Source organism: Streptomyces sp. NPDC107528 (assembly GCF_055639295.1).
Genome location: NZ_JBVKAV010000014.1, coordinates 113728 through 129441, shown reverse-complemented (window position 1 = coordinate 129441; position 15714 = coordinate 113728). Strand labels below are relative to the sequence as shown.

Sequence of the window (15714 nt, the reverse complement as noted above, 5' to 3'; positions counted from 1 at the left end):
CGACATGGGACTCGAAGAAAAACTGCCGAGCGGATTCCTGCTGACCACCGTCGAGCAGGCCGCGGGCTGGGTGCGTAAATCGTCCGTCTTCCCGGCCACCTTCGGCCTCGCCTGCTGTGCCATCGAGATGATGACCACCGGCGCCGGCCGTTACGACCTGGCGCGCTTCGGAATGGAGGTCTTCCGCGGCTCGCCGCGCCAGGCCGACCTGATGATCGTCGCCGGCCGGGTCAGCCAGAAGATGGCGCCGGTGCTCAGGCAGGTCTATGACCAGATGCCGAACCCCAAGTGGGTGATCTCCATGGGGGTCTGCGCCTCCTCGGGCGGCATGTTCAACAACTACGCGATCGTGCAGGGCGTCGACCACATCGTCCCGGTCGACATCTATCTCCCCGGCTGCCCGCCGCGGCCCGAGATGCTGATGGACGCCATTCTCAAGCTCCACCAGAAGATCCAGACCTCCAAGCTCGGCGTGAACGCCGAGGAGGCGGCCCGCGAGGCGGAGGAAGCGGCGCTCAAGGCCCTGCCCACGATCGAGATGAAGGGGCTGCTGCGGTGAGCGACGCGAACGGCACCAACGGCGCGAACGGGTCGAACGGGGTCAACCCCGAGAAGGACCTCTCCGCCTCCAACCTCCCCGGTCAGCGCGGCCAGGGCGGCGAGGAGATCCGGGTCCAGCGCGGCATGTTCGGAGCCAACAGCGGCGGCGACACCTCCGGCTACGGCGGTCTCGTCCGCTCGGTCCGGCTCCCGGGTCCGGCGAACCGCCCCTACGGAGGCTGGTTCGACGAGGTCGCCGACGAACTCGAGGGCGCACTGGAGGAGCAGGGACTCCTTCCCGACAACGCCATCGAGAAGACGATCGTCGACCGCGGCGAACTCACCTTCCACATCGAACGTGAGCACCTGGTCCGCGTCGCCCGCACCCTGCGCGACGACCCGGCCCTGCGCTTCGAGCTGTGCACCGGCGTCAGCGGCGTCCACTACCTCGGTGACACGGGCCGCGAGCTGCACGCCGTCTACCACCTGCGCTCGATCACCCACAACCGGCTGATCCGCCTCGAAGTCAGCGCCCCCGACAGCGACCCGCACATCCCGTCGCTCGTCTCCGTGTATCCGACGAACGACTGGCACGAGCGCGAGACGTACGACTTCTTCGGAATCGTCTTCGACGGTCACCCCGCCCTGACGCGGATCATGATGCCGGACGACTGGCAGGGCCATCCGCAGCGCAAGGACTACCCCCTCGGCGGCATCCCCGTCGAGTACAAGGGCGCCCAGATCCCGGCTCCGGACCAGCGGAGGTCGTACTCGTGAGCACGCAGTCAGCATCTGCCCGTGAGACCACCGAGGGCACCGTATATACGGTCACCGGTGGCGACTGGGACGAGGTCGTCCAGGCCGCGGCCCGCGCCGACGACGAGCGCATCGTCCTCAACATGGGTCCGCAGCACCCCTCCACCCACGGGGTGCTCCGCCTGATCCTGGAGATCGACGGCGAGACGGTCACCGAGGCCCGCTGCGGCATCGGCTATCTCCACACCGGCATCGAGAAGAACCTCGAGTACCGGACCTGGACGCAGGGCACCACGTTCGTGACGCGCATGGACTACCTGACGTCCTTCTTCAACGAGACCGCCTACTGTCTCGCCGTCGAGAAGCTCCTCGGCATCGAGGACCAGATCACCGAGCGCGCCAAGATCATCCGGGTGCTCCTGATGGAGCTGAACCGGCTCTCCTCCCACCTGGTGTGCATCGCCACCGGCGGCATGGAGCTCGGTGCCACCACGATCATGATCTACGGATTCCGTGATCGTGAAATGATTCTCGACATCTACGAGCTCATCACGGGCCTGCGGATGAACCACGCGTACATCCGCCCCGGCGGACTCGCCCAGGACCTGCCGCCCGGCGCGGTGGACCACATCCGCGAGTTCGTGAAGAAGATGAAGAAGAACCTCCCGGAGTACGACAAGCTCGCCACCGGGAACCCCATCTTCAAGGCCCGCATGCAGGACATCGGCTATCTCGACCTGGCCGGCTGCATGGCCCTCGGCGCCACCGGCCCGATCCTGCGCTCCACCGGCCTGCCGCACGACCTGCGCAAGTCGCAGCCGTACTGCGACTACGAGACCTACGACTTCGAGATCCCGACCGCCGACACCTGCGACTCGTACGGGCGCTTCCTGATCCGCCTGGAGGAGATGCGCCAGTCCCTCGGGATCGTCGAGCAGTGCCTGGACCGGCTCCAGCCGGGCCCGGTCATGGTCGCCGACAAGAAGATCGCCTGGCCCGCCCAGCTCGCCCTGGGACCCGACGGGCTGGGCAACTCCCTCGACCACATCAAGAAGATCATGGGCACCTCCATGGAGGCCCTGATTCACCACTTCAAGCTGGTCACCGAGGGCTTCCGCGTCCCGCCGGGACAGGCGTACGCCGCCGTCGAGTCGCCCAAGGGCGAGCTCGGGGTGCATGCCGTCTCCGACGGCGGCACCCGCCCCTTCCGGGTCCACTTCCGTGACCCGTCCTTCACCAACCTGCAGGCCATGGCGGCGATGTGCGAGGGCGGCCAGGTCGCCGACGTCATCGTCGCCGTCGCGTCCATCGACCCCGTGATGGGAGGCGTCGACCGGTGACCACCTCTTCTTCCGAGCGGGGCGTCAGCCTGGGCATGCCCCAACTGCCCGCGCCCGGCTACCCGGACGACGTTCGAGCTCGGCTGGAGACCGACGCGCGCGAGATCATCGCGCGCTACCCGGACTCCCGGTCCGCCCTCCTGCCGTTGCTGCACCTCGTGCAGTCGGAGGAGGGCCACGTCACGCGCACCGGGATGCAGTTCTGCGCGGACGTGCTCGGCCTGACCACGGCCGAGGTCACCGCGGTCGCCACCTTCTACACGATGTACCGCCGCAAGCCCTCCGGCGACTACCAGGTGGGCGTCTGCACCAACACCCTGTGTGCGGTGATGGGCGGTGACGCGATCTTCGAGGAGCTCCAGGAGCACCTGGGCGTCGGCAACGGCGAGACCACCGACGACGGCAAGGTCACCCTGGAGCACATCGAGTGCAACGCGGCCTGCGACTTCGCGCCGGTCGTGATGGTCAACTGGGAGTTCTTCGACAACCAGAACCCCGCCAGCGCCAAGCGCCTGGTCGACGACCTCCGGGCGGGACGGCCCGTCGAGCCGACGCGTGGGGCTCGGCTGTGCACCTTCAAGGAGACCGCGCGGATCCTGGCCGGCTTCCCCGACGAGCGGCCCGGGGCCGTCGAGGAGAGCGGCAGCGCGGGACCGGCGTCGCTGGTGGGCCTCCGCCTGGCCAGGGGAGAGGCCGCACCCGCGCGCGTGGTCCATCCGCGGGACGGCGGCCCGCACCAGGAGACGCAGGACAGGCCAGTGCACGAACCGTCGCCGGCTGAACACCTCAGCTCGCACGACGCGCCGCAGGATTCGTCCGCGTCCGACCCAGCCCACCCGGCAGGGCCTGTCGCCGAGGAGGGGGAGTGATGACGTTGGCACCCGAGCTGAAGGAAAACAGCCCCGAGAAGCTGCTCGCACCCGTGCTGTCGGCCTTCTGGGACGAGGACAGGTCCTGGACGCTGGACGTCTACCGAAGGCACGAAGGGTACGAGGGCCTTCGCAAGGCGCTCGCCATGTCGCCGGACGACCTGATCGCGTACGTCAAGGACTCCGGTCTGCGCGGGCGCGGTGGCGCGGGGTTCCCGACGGGAATGAAATGGCAGTTCATTCCCCAGGGTGATGGAAAACCGCACTATCTAGTTGTCAACGCCGACGAATCGGAGCCCGGAACCTGCAAGGACATTCCGCTCCTCTTCGCGAACCCGCACAGCCTCATCGAGGGCATGATCATCGCGTGCTATGCCATCAGGTCGTCGCATGCCTTCATCTATCTGCGTGGTGAAGTCGTCCCTGTGCTGCGGCGGTTGCACTCGGCCGTGAGCGAGGCCTACGCGGCCGGCTACCTCGGCCAGAACATCCTCGGTAGCGGCCTCGATCTCGAACTCACCGTGCACGCGGGCGCGGGCGCGTACATCTGCGGTGAGGAGACCGCACTGCTCGACTCGCTCGAAGGCCGCCGTGGTCAACCGCGGCTCCGGCCCCCCTTCCCTGCGGTGGCAGGTCTCTACGCCTGCCCGACTGTTGTGAACAACGTCGAGTCGATCGCGTCGGTTCCCGCGATCGTGAATCGGGGCAAGGACTGGTTCCGGTCGATGGGCAGCGACAAGTCCCCGGGCTTCACGCTCTACTCGCTCAGCGGCCATGTCGCCAACCCCGGACAGTACGAGGCCCCGCTCGGCATCACACTCCGGCAGCTGCTGGAGATGAGCGGCGGGATGCGGCCCGGGCACCGCCTGAAGTTCTGGACGCCGGGCGGCTCCTCGACGCCGATGTTCACCGACGAGCACCTCGACGTCCCTCTCGACTACGAGGGAGTGGGCGCCGCGGGTTCCATGCTCGGCACGAAGGCTCTCCAGTGCTTCGACGAGACGACCTGCGTGGTGCGCGCCGTCACCCGCTGGACCGAGTTCTACGCCCACGAGTCCTGCGGCAAGTGCACGCCCTGCCGCGAAGGCACGTACTGGCTCGTGCAGTTGCTGCGTGACATCGAGGCCGGCAAGGGCGTCATGTCCGACCTCGACAAGCTGAACGACATCGCCGACAACATCAACGGCAAGTCCTTCTGCGCCCTCGGCGACGGTGCCGCCTCGCCGATCTTCTCCTCGCTGAAGTACTTCCGTGAGGAGTACGAGCAGCACATCACGGGCCGCGGCTGCCCCTTCGACCCGGCCAAGTCGACGGCCTGGGCCGACCACCGCACGGAGGTGAACGCATGACTGTGACCACCAGCGCTCCCTCCGGAGGGGGAGAGGCGGCGGTCCCGCCGGAAGATCTCGTGTCGCTGACGATCGACGGAGTCGAGATCAGCGTGCCGAAGGGCACCCTGGTCATCCGGGCCGCCGAGCAACTCGGCATCGAGATCCCCCGCTTCTGCGACCATCCCCTGCTCGACCCGGCCGGCGCCTGCCGCCAGTGCATCGTCGAGGTCGAGGGCCAGCGCAAGCCGATGGCGTCCTGCACGATCACGTGCACGGACGGCATGGTCGTGAAGACGCACCTGACCTCGCAGGCCGCCGAGAAGGCCCAGAAGGGTGTGATGGAGCTCCTGCTCATCAACCACCCGCTGGACTGCCCGGTCTGCGACAAGGGCGGCGAGTGCCCGCTGCAGAACCAGGCCATGTCGCACGGGCACGCCGAGTCCCGTTTCGAGGGCAGGAAGCGGACGTACGAGAAGCCCGTGCCGATCTCCACGCAGGTGCTGCTCGACCGCGAGCGGTGCGTGCTGTGTGCCCGCTGCACCCGGTTCTCCAACCAGGTCGCGGGCGACCCGATGATCGAGCTGATCGAGCGCGGTGCGCTCCAGCAGGTCGGTACCGGTGAGGGCGACCCCTTCGAGTCGTACTTCTCCGGCAACACCATCCAGATCTGCCCGGTCGGCGCGCTGACCTCGGCGGCGTACCGATTCCGCTCCCGGCCCTTCGACCTGGTGTCCTCGCCGAGCGTGTGCGAGCACTGCTCCGGCGGCTGCGCCACCCGCACCGACCACCGGCGCGGCAAGGTCATGAGGCGACTGGCCGCCAACGACCCCGAGGTCAACGAGGAGTGGATCTGCGACAAGGGGCGGTTCGGATTCCGGTACGCGCAGCAGCGCGACCGGCTCCAGACGCCTCTGGTGCGCAACGCCGAGGGTGAGCTCGAACCGGCGTCCTGGCCGGAGGCGCTGCAGATCGCGGCTCAGGGACTGCTCGCCTCCCGCGGCCGGACCGGCGTGCTGACAGGCGGCCGTCTCACCGTCGAGGACGCGTACGCGTACAGCAAGTTCGCGCGCGTGGCGCTCGACACCAACGACATCGACTTCCGCGCGCGCTTGCACAGCAGCGAGGAGGCCGACTTCCTCGCCGCGCGGGTCGCAGGTCACGGCCGCGACCTCGACGGTACGGGCGTCACGTACAGCGCGGTGGAGAAGGCACCGGCCGTCCTGCTGGCCGGGTTCGAGGCCGAGGAGGAGGCGCCCGGCATCTTCCTGCGGCTGCGCAAGGCCTGGCGCAAGCACGGCCAGAAGGTCTTCTCGCTCGCCACGCACGCCACGCGTGGGCTGGAGAAGGCCGGCGGCACCCTGCTGCCCGCCGCCCCCGGCACCGAGACCGAGTGGCTGGACGCGCTCGCCGGCGGGGTCGGCCTGGACGAGGCCGGAACGAAGGCGTCCGAGGCACTGCGCACCGAGGGCGCGGTGATCGTCGTCGGCGAACGTCTGGCCGCTGTGACGGGGGGACTCACCGCCGCCGCACGGGCCGCGTCCGCGACCGGTGCCCAGCTGGTGTGGATCCCGCGCCGGGCGGGGGAGCGCGCTGCCGTGGAGGTGGGCGCGCTGCCGTCGCTGCTGCCGGGCGGACGTCCCGCGACCGACCCACGCGCGCGTGAGGAGGTCGCCGCCGTCTGGGGTGTCGCCGAACTCCCGCACCGCTACGGCCGCGACACCGGCCAGATCGTCGAGGCCGCCGCGACCGGCGAACTGCAGGCCCTGCTGGTCGCGGGCGTCGAGGTCGCCGACCTGCCCGACCCGGCACGCGCGCGTGAGGCGCTCGGCGAGGTCGGCTTCGTGGTGTCGCTTGAGCTGCGGCCCGGCGAGGTGACCGAACTGGCGGACGTCGTGCTGCCGGTCGCCGCCGTCGCCGAGAAGGCCGGTACCTTCCTCAACTGGGAAGGGCGGGTGCGCTTCTTCGAGGCCGCGCTCAAGCCCGACCAGATGACCCGCCGCCTGGCTCCGACCGACGCGCGCGTGCTTCAGATGCTGGCCGACGCCATGGACGTGCACCTGGGCCTGCCGGATCTGCGCACCACGCGCGCGGAGATCGACCGGCTCGGCGCCTGGGAGGGACCGCGGGCCACCGAACCACTGGAGATCGCCGCCCAGCTGCCGCGGCCGGCCGCCGGTGAGGCCGTACTGGCCGGGCACCGGCTGCTGCTCGACCAGGGCCTCCTCCAGCAGGGCGACGAGGCGCTCGCCGGCACGCGGCACGCCGCCCACGCGCGTGTGTCGGCCGCCACGGCCGCCGAGGCCGGCGTGAAGGACGGCGACGTCCTCGCCGTGACCGGCCCCGCCGGAGTCACCGAACTGCCGCTGCAGATCACGGAGATGCCCGACCGGGTGGTGTGGCTCCCGCTGAACTCCGTGGGTGCCGGCGTCGCCTCCGACACCGGGGCGCTGCCCGGCTCACTCGTCCGCATCGGCCCGGCGACGCTCGCGTCCGAGGCCCCCGAGGAGGTGGAGGCATGAGCCCTTTCCTCGCCGCTGAAGACCTCTCGATGTTCGGCCGCGACCCCTGGTGGCTGGTCGTCATCAAGGCGGTGTTCTGCTTCGCCTTCCTGATGGTGACCGTGCTGTTCTCCATCGTCTGGGAGCGCAAGGTCGTCGCCTGGATGCAGCTGCGCATCGGCCCCAACCGGCACGGCCCCTGGGGCATGCTCCAGTCGCTCGCCGACGGCATCAAGCTGATGCTCAAGGAAGACGTCATCGTCAAACGCGCGGACAAGGTCGTCTACGTCCTCGCGCCGATCGTCGCGGCCATCCCGGCCTTCATGGCGATCGCGGTGATCCCCTTCGGCCCGGCCGGCAACGAGATCTCGATCTTCGGCCAGCGCACCACGATGCAGCTCACCGACCTGCCGATCGCGATGCTCTACATCCTCGCGGTCGCCTCGGTCGGCATCTACGGCATCGTCCTTGCGGGTTGGAGTTCCGGATCCACCTACCCGCTGCTCGGCGGCCTGCGTTCCTGCGCGCAGATGATCTCGTACGAGATCGCGATGGGCGCGGCGTTCGCCTCGGTGTTCCTCTACTCCGGTTCGATGTCGACCTCGGCGATCGTCGAGGCGCAGCAGGACCGCTGGTACATCGTGCTGCTGCCGGTGTCCTTCCTGATCTACATCGTGACGATGGTCGGCGAGACCAACCGCGCCCCCTTCGACATGCCGGAGTCCGAGGGCGACCTGGTCGGCGGCTTCAACACCGAGTACTCGTCGATCAAGTTCGCGATGTTCATGCTCGCCGAGTACGTGAACATGGTGACGGTCTCGGCGGTGTCCGTGACGCTCTTCCTGGGCGGCTGGCGGGTCCCGTATCCGGTCAGCACCTTCTGGGAGGGCGCGAACCACGGCTGGTGGCCGCTGCTCTGGTTCGTGATCAAGGTCCAGTTGCTGCTGTTCTTCTTCATCTGGCTGCGCGGCACGCTGCCCCGCGTCCGCTACGACCAGCTGATGAAGCTCGGCTGGAAGGTCCTCATCCCGGTCTCCGTGGTCTGGCTGATGCTCGTCGCGACCGTGCGAACGCTCCGGAACGAGAACTACGACTTCGCCGACATCGCCCTCTACGTCGGCGGCGGCGTCCTCGCGCTGCTCCTGCTCTCCTTCGTGGCGGACATGTTCCGCGACCGGGCGAAGACGGCCGAGCAACCCGTCGAGGAATCCGCCGGCTTCGACGCGATGGCGGGCGGATTCCCCGTGCCGCCACTGCCCGGACAGGAACTTCCGCCGGTGCCGCGGCGCCGCCCGCGCCGTGAGCGGGAGCTGATTGTCAGTGGTGGGTCCGATACTCAGAGTGACGGATCTCTGGATGGAAAGGAGGCGTCCGATGGCTGAGGAGCCCAAGGAGACCAAGCCCGGTTTCCAGAACCCCGTGGCCGGCTTCGGCGTGACCTTCAAGGCCATGTTCAAGAAGCGGCTGACCGAGCAGTACCCGGAGCAGGAGAAAACCACCGCTCCGCGCTTCCACGGACGGCACCAGCTCAACCGCCATCCGGACGGCCTGGAGAAGTGCGTCGGCTGCGAGCTTTGCGCCTGGGCCTGCCCCGCCGACGCCATCTATGTGGAGGGCGCCGACAACACCGACGAGGAGCGCTACTCGCCGGGCGAGCGGTACGGCCGCGTCTACCAGATCAACTACGCCCGCTGCATCCTCTGCGGTCTGTGCATCGAGGCGTGTCCCACGCGCGCGCTCACGATGACCAACGAGTTCGAGCTCGCGGACTCCAGCCGCGCCAACCTCATCTACACCAAGGAGCAGCTGCTCGCCGGCCTCGAGGACGGCATGGTCGACAGCCCCCATGCCATCTACCCGGGCACGGACGAGCAGGACTACTACCGGGGTCTGGTGACGGAGGCCGCGCCGGGCACGACCCAGCAGGTCGCGCGCTCCAGGGGCGAGGTCCCGCAGGAGGCGGACTCGACCTTCGGTGAGGACGAACCGGCGTCCGAGAAGGTGATCGGGCGATGACCGAGCAACTCGCCGCCTACTCCACCTCCACCGGAGAGGCCTTCCAGTTCTGGGTCCTCGGCACCGTCGCCGTGATCGGCGCTCTGTGCACTGTCTTCATGAAGAAGGCCGTGCACAGTGCGCTCAGTCTCGCCGGAACCATGATCATCCTGGCGGTCTTCTACCTCGCCAACGGCGCCTACTTCCTGGGCATCGTGCAGATCGTCGTCTATACCGGCGCGATCATGATGCTGTTCCTGTTCGTGGTGATGCTTGTCGGCGTCACGGCCGCGGACTCCCTGAAGGAGACCATCAAGGGCCAGCGCTGGCTGGCCCTTCTCTGTGGCCTGGGCTTCGGCATCCTGCTGATCGGCGGTATCGGCAACGCCTCGATCACGGACTTCAACGGCCTCGCCCAGGCGAACGCGAACGGCAACGTGGAGGGCCTCGCGGCCCTCATCTTCACCAAGTACGTCTTCGCCTTCGAGATCACCGGCGCCCTGCTGATCACGGCCGCCATCGGCGCCATGGTGCTCACGCACCGCGAGCGCACCGAGCGCGCCAAGACCCAGCGCGAGATGTCCGAAGAGCGCGTGCGCGAAGGCAAGCACGTCCCGCCGCTGCCGGCCCCCGGCGTGTACGCCCGCCACAACGCGGTCGACATCGCGGGCCTCCTGCCCGACGGCACCCCGTCCGACCTCACGGTCAGCAAGACGCTGCGCGAGCGCGGCCAGATCCGTGACGTGTCCACCGAGGCGCTGAACGACCTGCGGGCCCTTGAACAGCGCGCGGAGGAGCGGCTGGAGCGGACCGCGATCGAGCCGTCGACCTTCAAGCGGCCCGAGGAGGCGTCGAAGTGAACCCCGTCAACTACCTCTACCTCGCCGCCCTGTTGTTCACGATCGGCGCCACCGGCGTGCTGATCAGGCGCAACGCGATCGTCGTCTTCATGTGCATCGAGCTCATGCTCAACGCGTGCAACCTCACGCTCGTGGCCTTCTCACGGATGCACGGCAATCTCGACGGCCAGATCATCGCCTTCTTCACGATGGTCGTCGCCGCCGCGGAGGTCGTCGTCGGGCTCGCGATCATCGTGTCGCTGTTCCGTTCCCGCCACTCGGCCTCGGTCGACGACGCCAGCCTGATGAAGCTCTAAGGGGTCGGAAGAATCGTGGAGAACCTGATTGCGCTGCTGATCGCGGCGCCATTGCTCGGAGCGGCCCTCCTGTTGTGCGGCGGCCGGCGTCTCGACGCCGTCGGACAGTGGATCGGCACGCTCCTGTCGTTCGTCTCCTTCGTCTTCGGCGTGATCCTCTTCGCCGATCTGCTGGGCAAGGACGCCGAGAGCCGGACCCTCACCCAGCACCTGTACAGCTGGATCCCGGTCGAGGGCTTCCAGGCGGACGTCGCCTTCCGCCTCGACCAACTGTCGATCACGTTCGTGCTGCTGATCACCGGCGTCGGCTCGCTGATCCACCTGTACTCGGTCGGGTACATGGAGCACGACGAGCGGCGCCGCCGCTTCTTCGGCTATCTGAACCTGTTCCTCGCGGCGATGCTGCTGCTCGTCCTCGCCGACAACTACCTGCTGCTGTACGTCGGCTGGGAGGGCGTCGGTCTCGCCTCCTACCTGCTGATCGGCTTCTGGCAGCACAAGCCCAGCGCCGCCACGGCCGCGAAGAAGGCCTTCCTGGTCAACCGCGTCGGCGACATGGGCCTGTCGATCGCGATCATGCTCATGTTCCTGTGGTTCGGCACCTTCGCGTTCGGACCGGTGCTCGGTACCGGCGAGGAGGCCGGGCTCGCCGCCGACACGAGCGAGGGCAGGCTCACCGCCATCGGCCTGATGCTGCTGCTCGCCGCGTGCGGCAAGTCCGCCCAGGTGCCGCTGCAGTCCTGGCTCGGGGACGCGATGGAGGGCCCGACCCCGGTCTCGGCCCTCATCCACGCCGCGACGATGGTGACCGCGGGCGTCTACCTGATCGTCCGCTCCGGGGCCATCTTCAACGCGGCGCCGGACGCGCAGCTGGTCGTCACCATCGTCGGTGCCGTCACGCTCCTCTTCGGTGCGATCGTCGGTTGCGCGAAGGACGACATCAAGAAGGCACTGGCCGGCTCGACCATGTCGCAGATCGGCTACATGGTCCTCGCCGCCGGCCTCGGCCCCATCGGCTACGTCTTCGCGATCATGCACCTGGTGACGCACGGCTTCTTCAAGGCCGGGCTGTTCCTCGGCGCCGGTTCGGTCATGCACGGCATGAACGACGAGGTGGACATGCGCAAGTACGGCGCTCTGCGCAAGTACATGCCGGTCACCTTCGTCACCTTCGGCCTCGGCTACCTCGCCATCATCGGTTTCCCGGGCCTGTCCGGCTTCTTCTCCAAGGACAAGATCATTGAGGCGGCGTTCGCCAAGGGCGGCACCGAGGGCTGGATCCTCGGCGGCTGCGCGTTGCTGGGCGCGGCCATCACGGCGTACTACATGACGCGCGTGATGCTGATGACGTTCTTCGGCGAGAAGCGCTGGCAGCCCGACGAGAAGGGCAACGAGCCGCACCCCCACGAGTCGCCCAAGGTCATGACGATCCCCATGATCGTGCTGGCCGTCGGGTCGGTCGCCGCCGGTGGGTTCTTCAGCATCGGCGAACGCTTCGTGCACTGGCTGGAGCCCATCACCGGGTTCGAACACGGCCACCCGCCGATCAGCGCGGGAGTCGTCACCGGCGCGACCGTCGCGTGCATGGTCATCGGCGTCGCCGTCGCCTACGGCCAGTACGGCCGCCGGCCGGTCCCGGTCGTCGCCCCGCGCGGGTCGCTGCTCACCCGGGCCGCCCGGCGCGACCTGCTCCAGGACGACTTCAACCACGTCGTCCTCGTGCGCGGCGGCGAACACCTCACGCGCTCCCTGGTGTACGTCGACCACACCCTGGTCGACGGCGTCGTCAACGGCACGGCGGCCTCGGTCGGCGGTCTGTCCGGACGGATGCGCAAGCTCCAGAACGGCTTCGCGCGGTCGTACGCGGTCTCGATGTTCGGCGGTGCGGCGGTCCTCATCGCCGCGACCCTGCTGATGAGGGCGGTCTGATACCGATGTCCTTTCCTCTGCTGACAGCTACGGCGGCGCTCCCGGCGATCGGGGCGATCGCCACGGCCGCCGTACCGGCCGCCCGGCGCACCGCCGCCAAGTGGCTGGCGCTGCTCTTCTCACTCGCCACGCTCGCCCTCGCGATCACCGTCCTGGTCCGCTTCGACCCGGACGGCGACCGCTACCAGCTCACCGAATCCCACGCCTGGATCGCGGAGTTCGGGGTCCGCTATGAACTCGGCGTCGACGGCATCGCGGTGGCGCTGATCGCTCTGACGGCGCTGCTGATGCCGTTCATCATCCTCGCGGGCTGGCACGACGCCGACCCGCTGGAGACCGGCAGCAGGCGCTGGCGGCCGACGCAGGGCTTCTTCGCCCTGATCCTGGCCGTCGAGGCGATGGTGATCCTCTCCTTCGAGGCCACCGACGTCTTCCTCTTCTACATCTTCTTCGAAGCCATGCTCATCCCGATGTACTTCCTCATCGGCGGCTTCGGGGACCGTGCCCACGAGCACGGCGAGAAGGTGGCGGCGACGCAACGGTCGTACGCGGCCGTGAAGTTCCTGCTCTACAACCTGGTCGGCGGTCTGATCATGCTGGCCGCGGTGATCGGCCTGTATGTGGTCGCCGGGAACTTCAGCCTTCAGGAGATCGCCGAGGCCCGGGCCAACGGCACGCTCGACATGGCGACGAACACCGAACGCTGGCTGTTCCTCGGTTTCTTCTTCGCCTTCGCGGTGAAGGCGCCACTGTGGCCGCTGCACACCTGGCTGCCCAACGCGATGGGGGAGGCCACCGCTCCGGTCGCCGTCCTCATCACCGCGGTCGTCGACAAGGTGGGCACCTTCGCGATGCTCCGCTTCTGCCTCCAGCTGTTCCCGGAGGCGAGCAAGTGGGCGACGCCCGCGATCCTCGTACTGGCGCTGATCAGCATCATCTACGGGGCCCTGCTCGCGGTCGGGCAGCGGGACATCAAGCGGCTGGTGGCGTACGCGTCGATCTCCCACTTCGGCTTCATCATCATGGGCATCTTCGCGATGACCAGCCAGGGCCAGTCCGGCGCCACGCTCTACATGGTCAACCACGGTATTTCCACCGCCGCGTTGATGCTCGTGGCCGGCTTCCTGATCTCCCGGCGCGGCTCGCGGCTCATCGCCGACTACGGCGGTGTGCAGAAGGTCGCCCCGGTGCTCGCCGGCACCTTCCTGATCGGCAGCCTGGCGACACTGTCGTTGCCGGGCCTGGCGCCCTTCGTCAGTGAATTCCTGGTCCTGGTCGGCACATTCACTCGCTACCCGGTGATCGGCATCATCGCCACCTTCGGCATCGTGCTCGCCGCGCTCTACACGCTCGTCCTCTACCAGCGGACGATGACGGGCCCGGTGAAGGCGGAGGTCTCCGCGATGCCCGACCTCAGGGTGCGTGAACTCGTGGTCGTCGCCCCGCTGGTCGCACTGCTGATCTTCCTGGGCGTCTACCCGAAGCCCCTCACGGACATCGTCAACCCGGCGGTCAAGCAGACCATGTCCGACGTACAGAAGAAGGACCCCCAGCCAGAGGTGGAGGCCGCCAAGTGAGCGCATCAGCTGTCCACAGCCTGTGGACAACCGCGGCCGATCCGATCTCGAAGATCGACGCACCCAAGATCGAGTACGGACAATTGTCGCCCACCTTGATCATCGTCGGAGCGGCGATCATCGGGGTACTGATCGAGGCGGTCGTCCCGCGCAAGTCCCGTTACTACGCGCAGGTGTTCGTCTGTGTCGTGGCGCTCGTCGCAGCCTTCGCCGCGGTCGTGGCGCTCGCGGCCGGCGGATACGCCACCACCAAGGCGGGCATCGCCGCGATGGGCGCGATCGCCGTCGACGGACCGGCCCTCTTCCTGCAGGGCACGATCCTGCTGGCGGGCCTGGTCGGCTTGTTCACCTTCGCCGAGCGGCGACTCGACCCCGAGGCACACGGCAGCCGGGTCGACTCCTTCGCGGCGCAGGCCGCGTCCGTGCCGGGCAGCGACAGTGAGAAGGCCGCCGTCAAGGCCGGGTTCACCACCACTGAGGTGTTCCCGCTGCTCATGTTCGCCGTCGCCGGCATGCTGATCTTCCCGGCGGCCAACGACCTGCTGACGCTGTTCATCGCGCTGGAGGTCTTCTCGCTCCCGCTGTACCTGATGTGCGCGCTGGCCCGCCGCAAGCGGCTCATGTCGCAGGAAGCCGCGGTCAAGTACTTCCTGCTGGGCGCCTTCGCTTCCGCGTTCACCCTGTTCGGCATCGCGCTGCTGTACGGGTACGCGGGTTCCGTGTCGTACGCGACGATCGCGCAGGTCGTCGACGGTACGGTCCCGGACGTCACCCCGGCGCTCGCGGACACGATGGGTAACGACGCGCTGCTCCTCGTCGGCGCCGCGATGATCGTCATGGGCCTGCTGTTCAAGGTGGGCGCCGTCCCGTTCCACATGTGGACGCCCGACGTCTACCAGGGCGCGCCGACACCGGTGACCGGGTTCATGGCGGCGGCGACGAAGGTGGCGGCGTTCGGCGCGCTGCTCCGCATCCTCTACGTCGTGCTGCCCGGCCTGCGCTGGGACTGGCGGCCGGTCATGTGGGGCGTCGCGATCGTCACCATGCTGGGCGGTGCGATCGTCGCGATCACGCAGACCGACATCAAGCGGCTGCTGGCGTACTCGTCGATCGCGCACGCGGGCTTCATCCTCGCGGGTGTCATCGCGACCACGCCGGACGGGGTGTCGTCCGTTCTCTTCTACCTGGCCGCCTACTCGTTCGTGACGATCGGGGCATTCGCGGTCGTGACGCTGGTGCGTGATGCCGGCGGTGAGGCGACGCACCTGTCCAAGTGGGCTGGTCTGGGCCGTCGTTCACCCATGGTCGCGGCCGTGTTCGCGGTGTTCCTGCTGGCCTTCGCCGGCATCCCGCTGACCTCCGGCTTCGCCGGGAAGTTCGCCGTGTTCAAGGCGGCGGCGGAGGGCGGGGCGGGCCCGCTGGTCGTGGTCGGTGTGATCTCGTCCGCGATCGCGGCGTTCTTCTACATCCGCGTCATCGTCCTGATGTTCTTCAGCGAGCCGAACCCTGAGGGGCCGACGGTGGCCGTTCCGTCACCGCTGACGATGACGGCGATCGGGGTGGGCGTGGCGGTCACGCTGGTGTTGGGCGTGGCGCCGCAGTACTTCCTGGATCTGGCCGGCAATGCGGCGGTGTTCGTGCGCTGACCTGGCGCACGCCTGCACGGCGGTGGCCCGGCTTCCCTCGGGGGGATGCCGGGCCACTGTGATGTGGTGGGGCCTGC

At 68.4% G+C, this 15714-nt stretch carries 13 protein-coding genes; all 13 read left to right on the top strand.

Annotation, left to right across the window (positions count from 1 at the left end):
* Positions 1 to 4 precede the first annotated feature (4 nt).
* The 13 genes from ACZ7L5_RS37650 to nuoN are packed head-to-tail and all read left to right on the top strand — an operon-like array spanning position 5 to position 15637.
* Entirely contained in the window at positions 5 to 559 is a 555-nt protein-coding gene (locus ACZ7L5_RS37650; RefSeq protein WP_010041554.1) for a NuoB/complex I 20 kDa subunit family protein, read from the top strand.
* Positions 556 to 1317 carry an NADH-quinone oxidoreductase subunit C gene (locus tag ACZ7L5_RS37645; protein ID WP_328879998.1) on the top strand — a complete coding sequence of 254 codons (762 nt, stop codon included), beginning with the start codon at positions 556 to 558 and terminating at the stop codon, positions 1315 to 1317. Before ACZ7L5_RS37650 ends, ACZ7L5_RS37645 begins: the two co-directional genes overlap by 4 nt.
* Positions 1314 to 2636, top strand: a complete 1323-nt coding sequence (locus ACZ7L5_RS37640; protein WP_328879997.1) for an NADH-quinone oxidoreductase subunit D — start codon at positions 1314 to 1316, stop codon at positions 2634 to 2636. The genes ACZ7L5_RS37645 and ACZ7L5_RS37640 overlap by 4 nt, the downstream gene beginning before the upstream one ends.
* Complete coding sequence (gene nuoE / locus ACZ7L5_RS37635) at positions 2633 to 3505, top strand: NADH-quinone oxidoreductase subunit NuoE (RefSeq protein ID WP_471522715.1); 873 nt, start codon at positions 2633 to 2635, stop codon at positions 3503 to 3505. The genes ACZ7L5_RS37640 and nuoE overlap by 4 nt, the downstream gene beginning before the upstream one ends.
* On the top strand, positions 3505 to 4854 hold the full coding sequence (gene nuoF / locus ACZ7L5_RS37630; RefSeq protein WP_384191591.1) for an NADH-quinone oxidoreductase subunit NuoF: 1350 nt from the start codon (positions 3505 to 3507) through the stop codon (positions 4852 to 4854). Before nuoE ends, nuoF begins: the two co-directional genes overlap by 1 nt.
* Positions 4851 to 7355 (top strand): NADH-quinone oxidoreductase subunit G, encoded by a 2505-nt coding sequence (locus ACZ7L5_RS37625; protein ID WP_471522713.1) that lies wholly within the window; start codon positions 4851 to 4853, stop codon positions 7353 to 7355. Before nuoF ends, ACZ7L5_RS37625 begins: the two co-directional genes overlap by 4 nt.
* A complete protein-coding gene (gene nuoH / locus ACZ7L5_RS37620; RefSeq protein WP_471522711.1) occupies positions 7352 to 8716 on the top strand; it encodes an NADH-quinone oxidoreductase subunit NuoH in 1365 nt (454 codons plus the stop codon). Before ACZ7L5_RS37625 ends, nuoH begins: the two co-directional genes overlap by 4 nt.
* Positions 8709 to 9350 carry an NADH-quinone oxidoreductase subunit NuoI gene (gene nuoI / locus ACZ7L5_RS37615; protein ID WP_471522709.1) on the top strand — a complete coding sequence of 214 codons (642 nt, stop codon included), beginning with the start codon at positions 8709 to 8711 and terminating at the stop codon, positions 9348 to 9350. The genes nuoH and nuoI overlap by 8 nt, the downstream gene beginning before the upstream one ends.
* A complete protein-coding gene (locus ACZ7L5_RS37610) occupies positions 9347 to 10189 on the top strand; it encodes an NADH-quinone oxidoreductase subunit J (protein WP_471522707.1) in 843 nt (280 codons plus the stop codon). The genes nuoI and ACZ7L5_RS37610 overlap by 4 nt, the downstream gene beginning before the upstream one ends.
* Complete coding sequence (nuoK, locus tag ACZ7L5_RS37605) at positions 10186 to 10485, top strand: NADH-quinone oxidoreductase subunit NuoK (RefSeq protein ID WP_003998919.1); 300 nt, start codon at positions 10186 to 10188, stop codon at positions 10483 to 10485. Before ACZ7L5_RS37610 ends, nuoK begins: the two co-directional genes overlap by 4 nt.
* Positions 10486 to 10500: 15 nt before the next feature.
* Positions 10501 to 12414: an NADH-quinone oxidoreductase subunit L gene (gene nuoL / locus ACZ7L5_RS37600; RefSeq protein ID WP_471522705.1), complete on the top strand. Its 1914-nt coding sequence runs from the start codon at positions 10501 to 10503 to the stop codon at positions 12412 to 12414.
* Between the two features lie 5 nt (positions 12415 to 12419).
* The gene (locus tag ACZ7L5_RS37595; protein ID WP_362388074.1) at positions 12420 to 13991 is read left to right on the top strand and encodes an NADH-quinone oxidoreductase subunit M; all 1572 of its coding nucleotides are present in this window, start codon (positions 12420 to 12422) and stop codon (positions 13989 to 13991) included.
* Positions 13988 to 15637, top strand: a complete 1650-nt coding sequence (nuoN, locus tag ACZ7L5_RS37590) for an NADH-quinone oxidoreductase subunit NuoN (RefSeq protein ID WP_471522703.1) — start codon at positions 13988 to 13990, stop codon at positions 15635 to 15637. The genes ACZ7L5_RS37595 and nuoN overlap by 4 nt, the downstream gene beginning before the upstream one ends.
* The last annotated feature ends 77 nt before the right edge of the window (positions 15638 to 15714 follow it).

Coding starts and splice junctions, on each gene's coding strand:
- ACZ7L5_RS37650 (WP_010041554.1), top strand. CDS start 5: ATGGGACTCGAAGAAAAACTGCCGAGCGGATTCCTGCTGACCACCGTC.
- nuoF (WP_384191591.1), top strand. CDS start 3,505: ATGACGTTGGCACCCGAGCTGAAGGAAAACAGCCCCGAGAAGCTGCTC.
- ACZ7L5_RS37625 (WP_471522713.1), top strand. CDS start 4,851: ATGACTGTGACCACCAGCGCTCCCTCCGGAGGGGGAGAGGCGGCGGTC.
- nuoH (WP_471522711.1), top strand. CDS start 7,352: ATGAGCCCTTTCCTCGCCGCTGAAGACCTCTCGATGTTCGGCCGCGAC.
- nuoI (WP_471522709.1), top strand. CDS start 8,709: ATGGCTGAGGAGCCCAAGGAGACCAAGCCCGGTTTCCAGAACCCCGTG.
- ACZ7L5_RS37610 (WP_471522707.1), top strand. CDS start 9,347: ATGACCGAGCAACTCGCCGCCTACTCCACCTCCACCGGAGAGGCCTTC.
- ACZ7L5_RS37595 (WP_362388074.1), top strand. CDS start 12,420: ATGTCCTTTCCTCTGCTGACAGCTACGGCGGCGCTCCCGGCGATCGGG.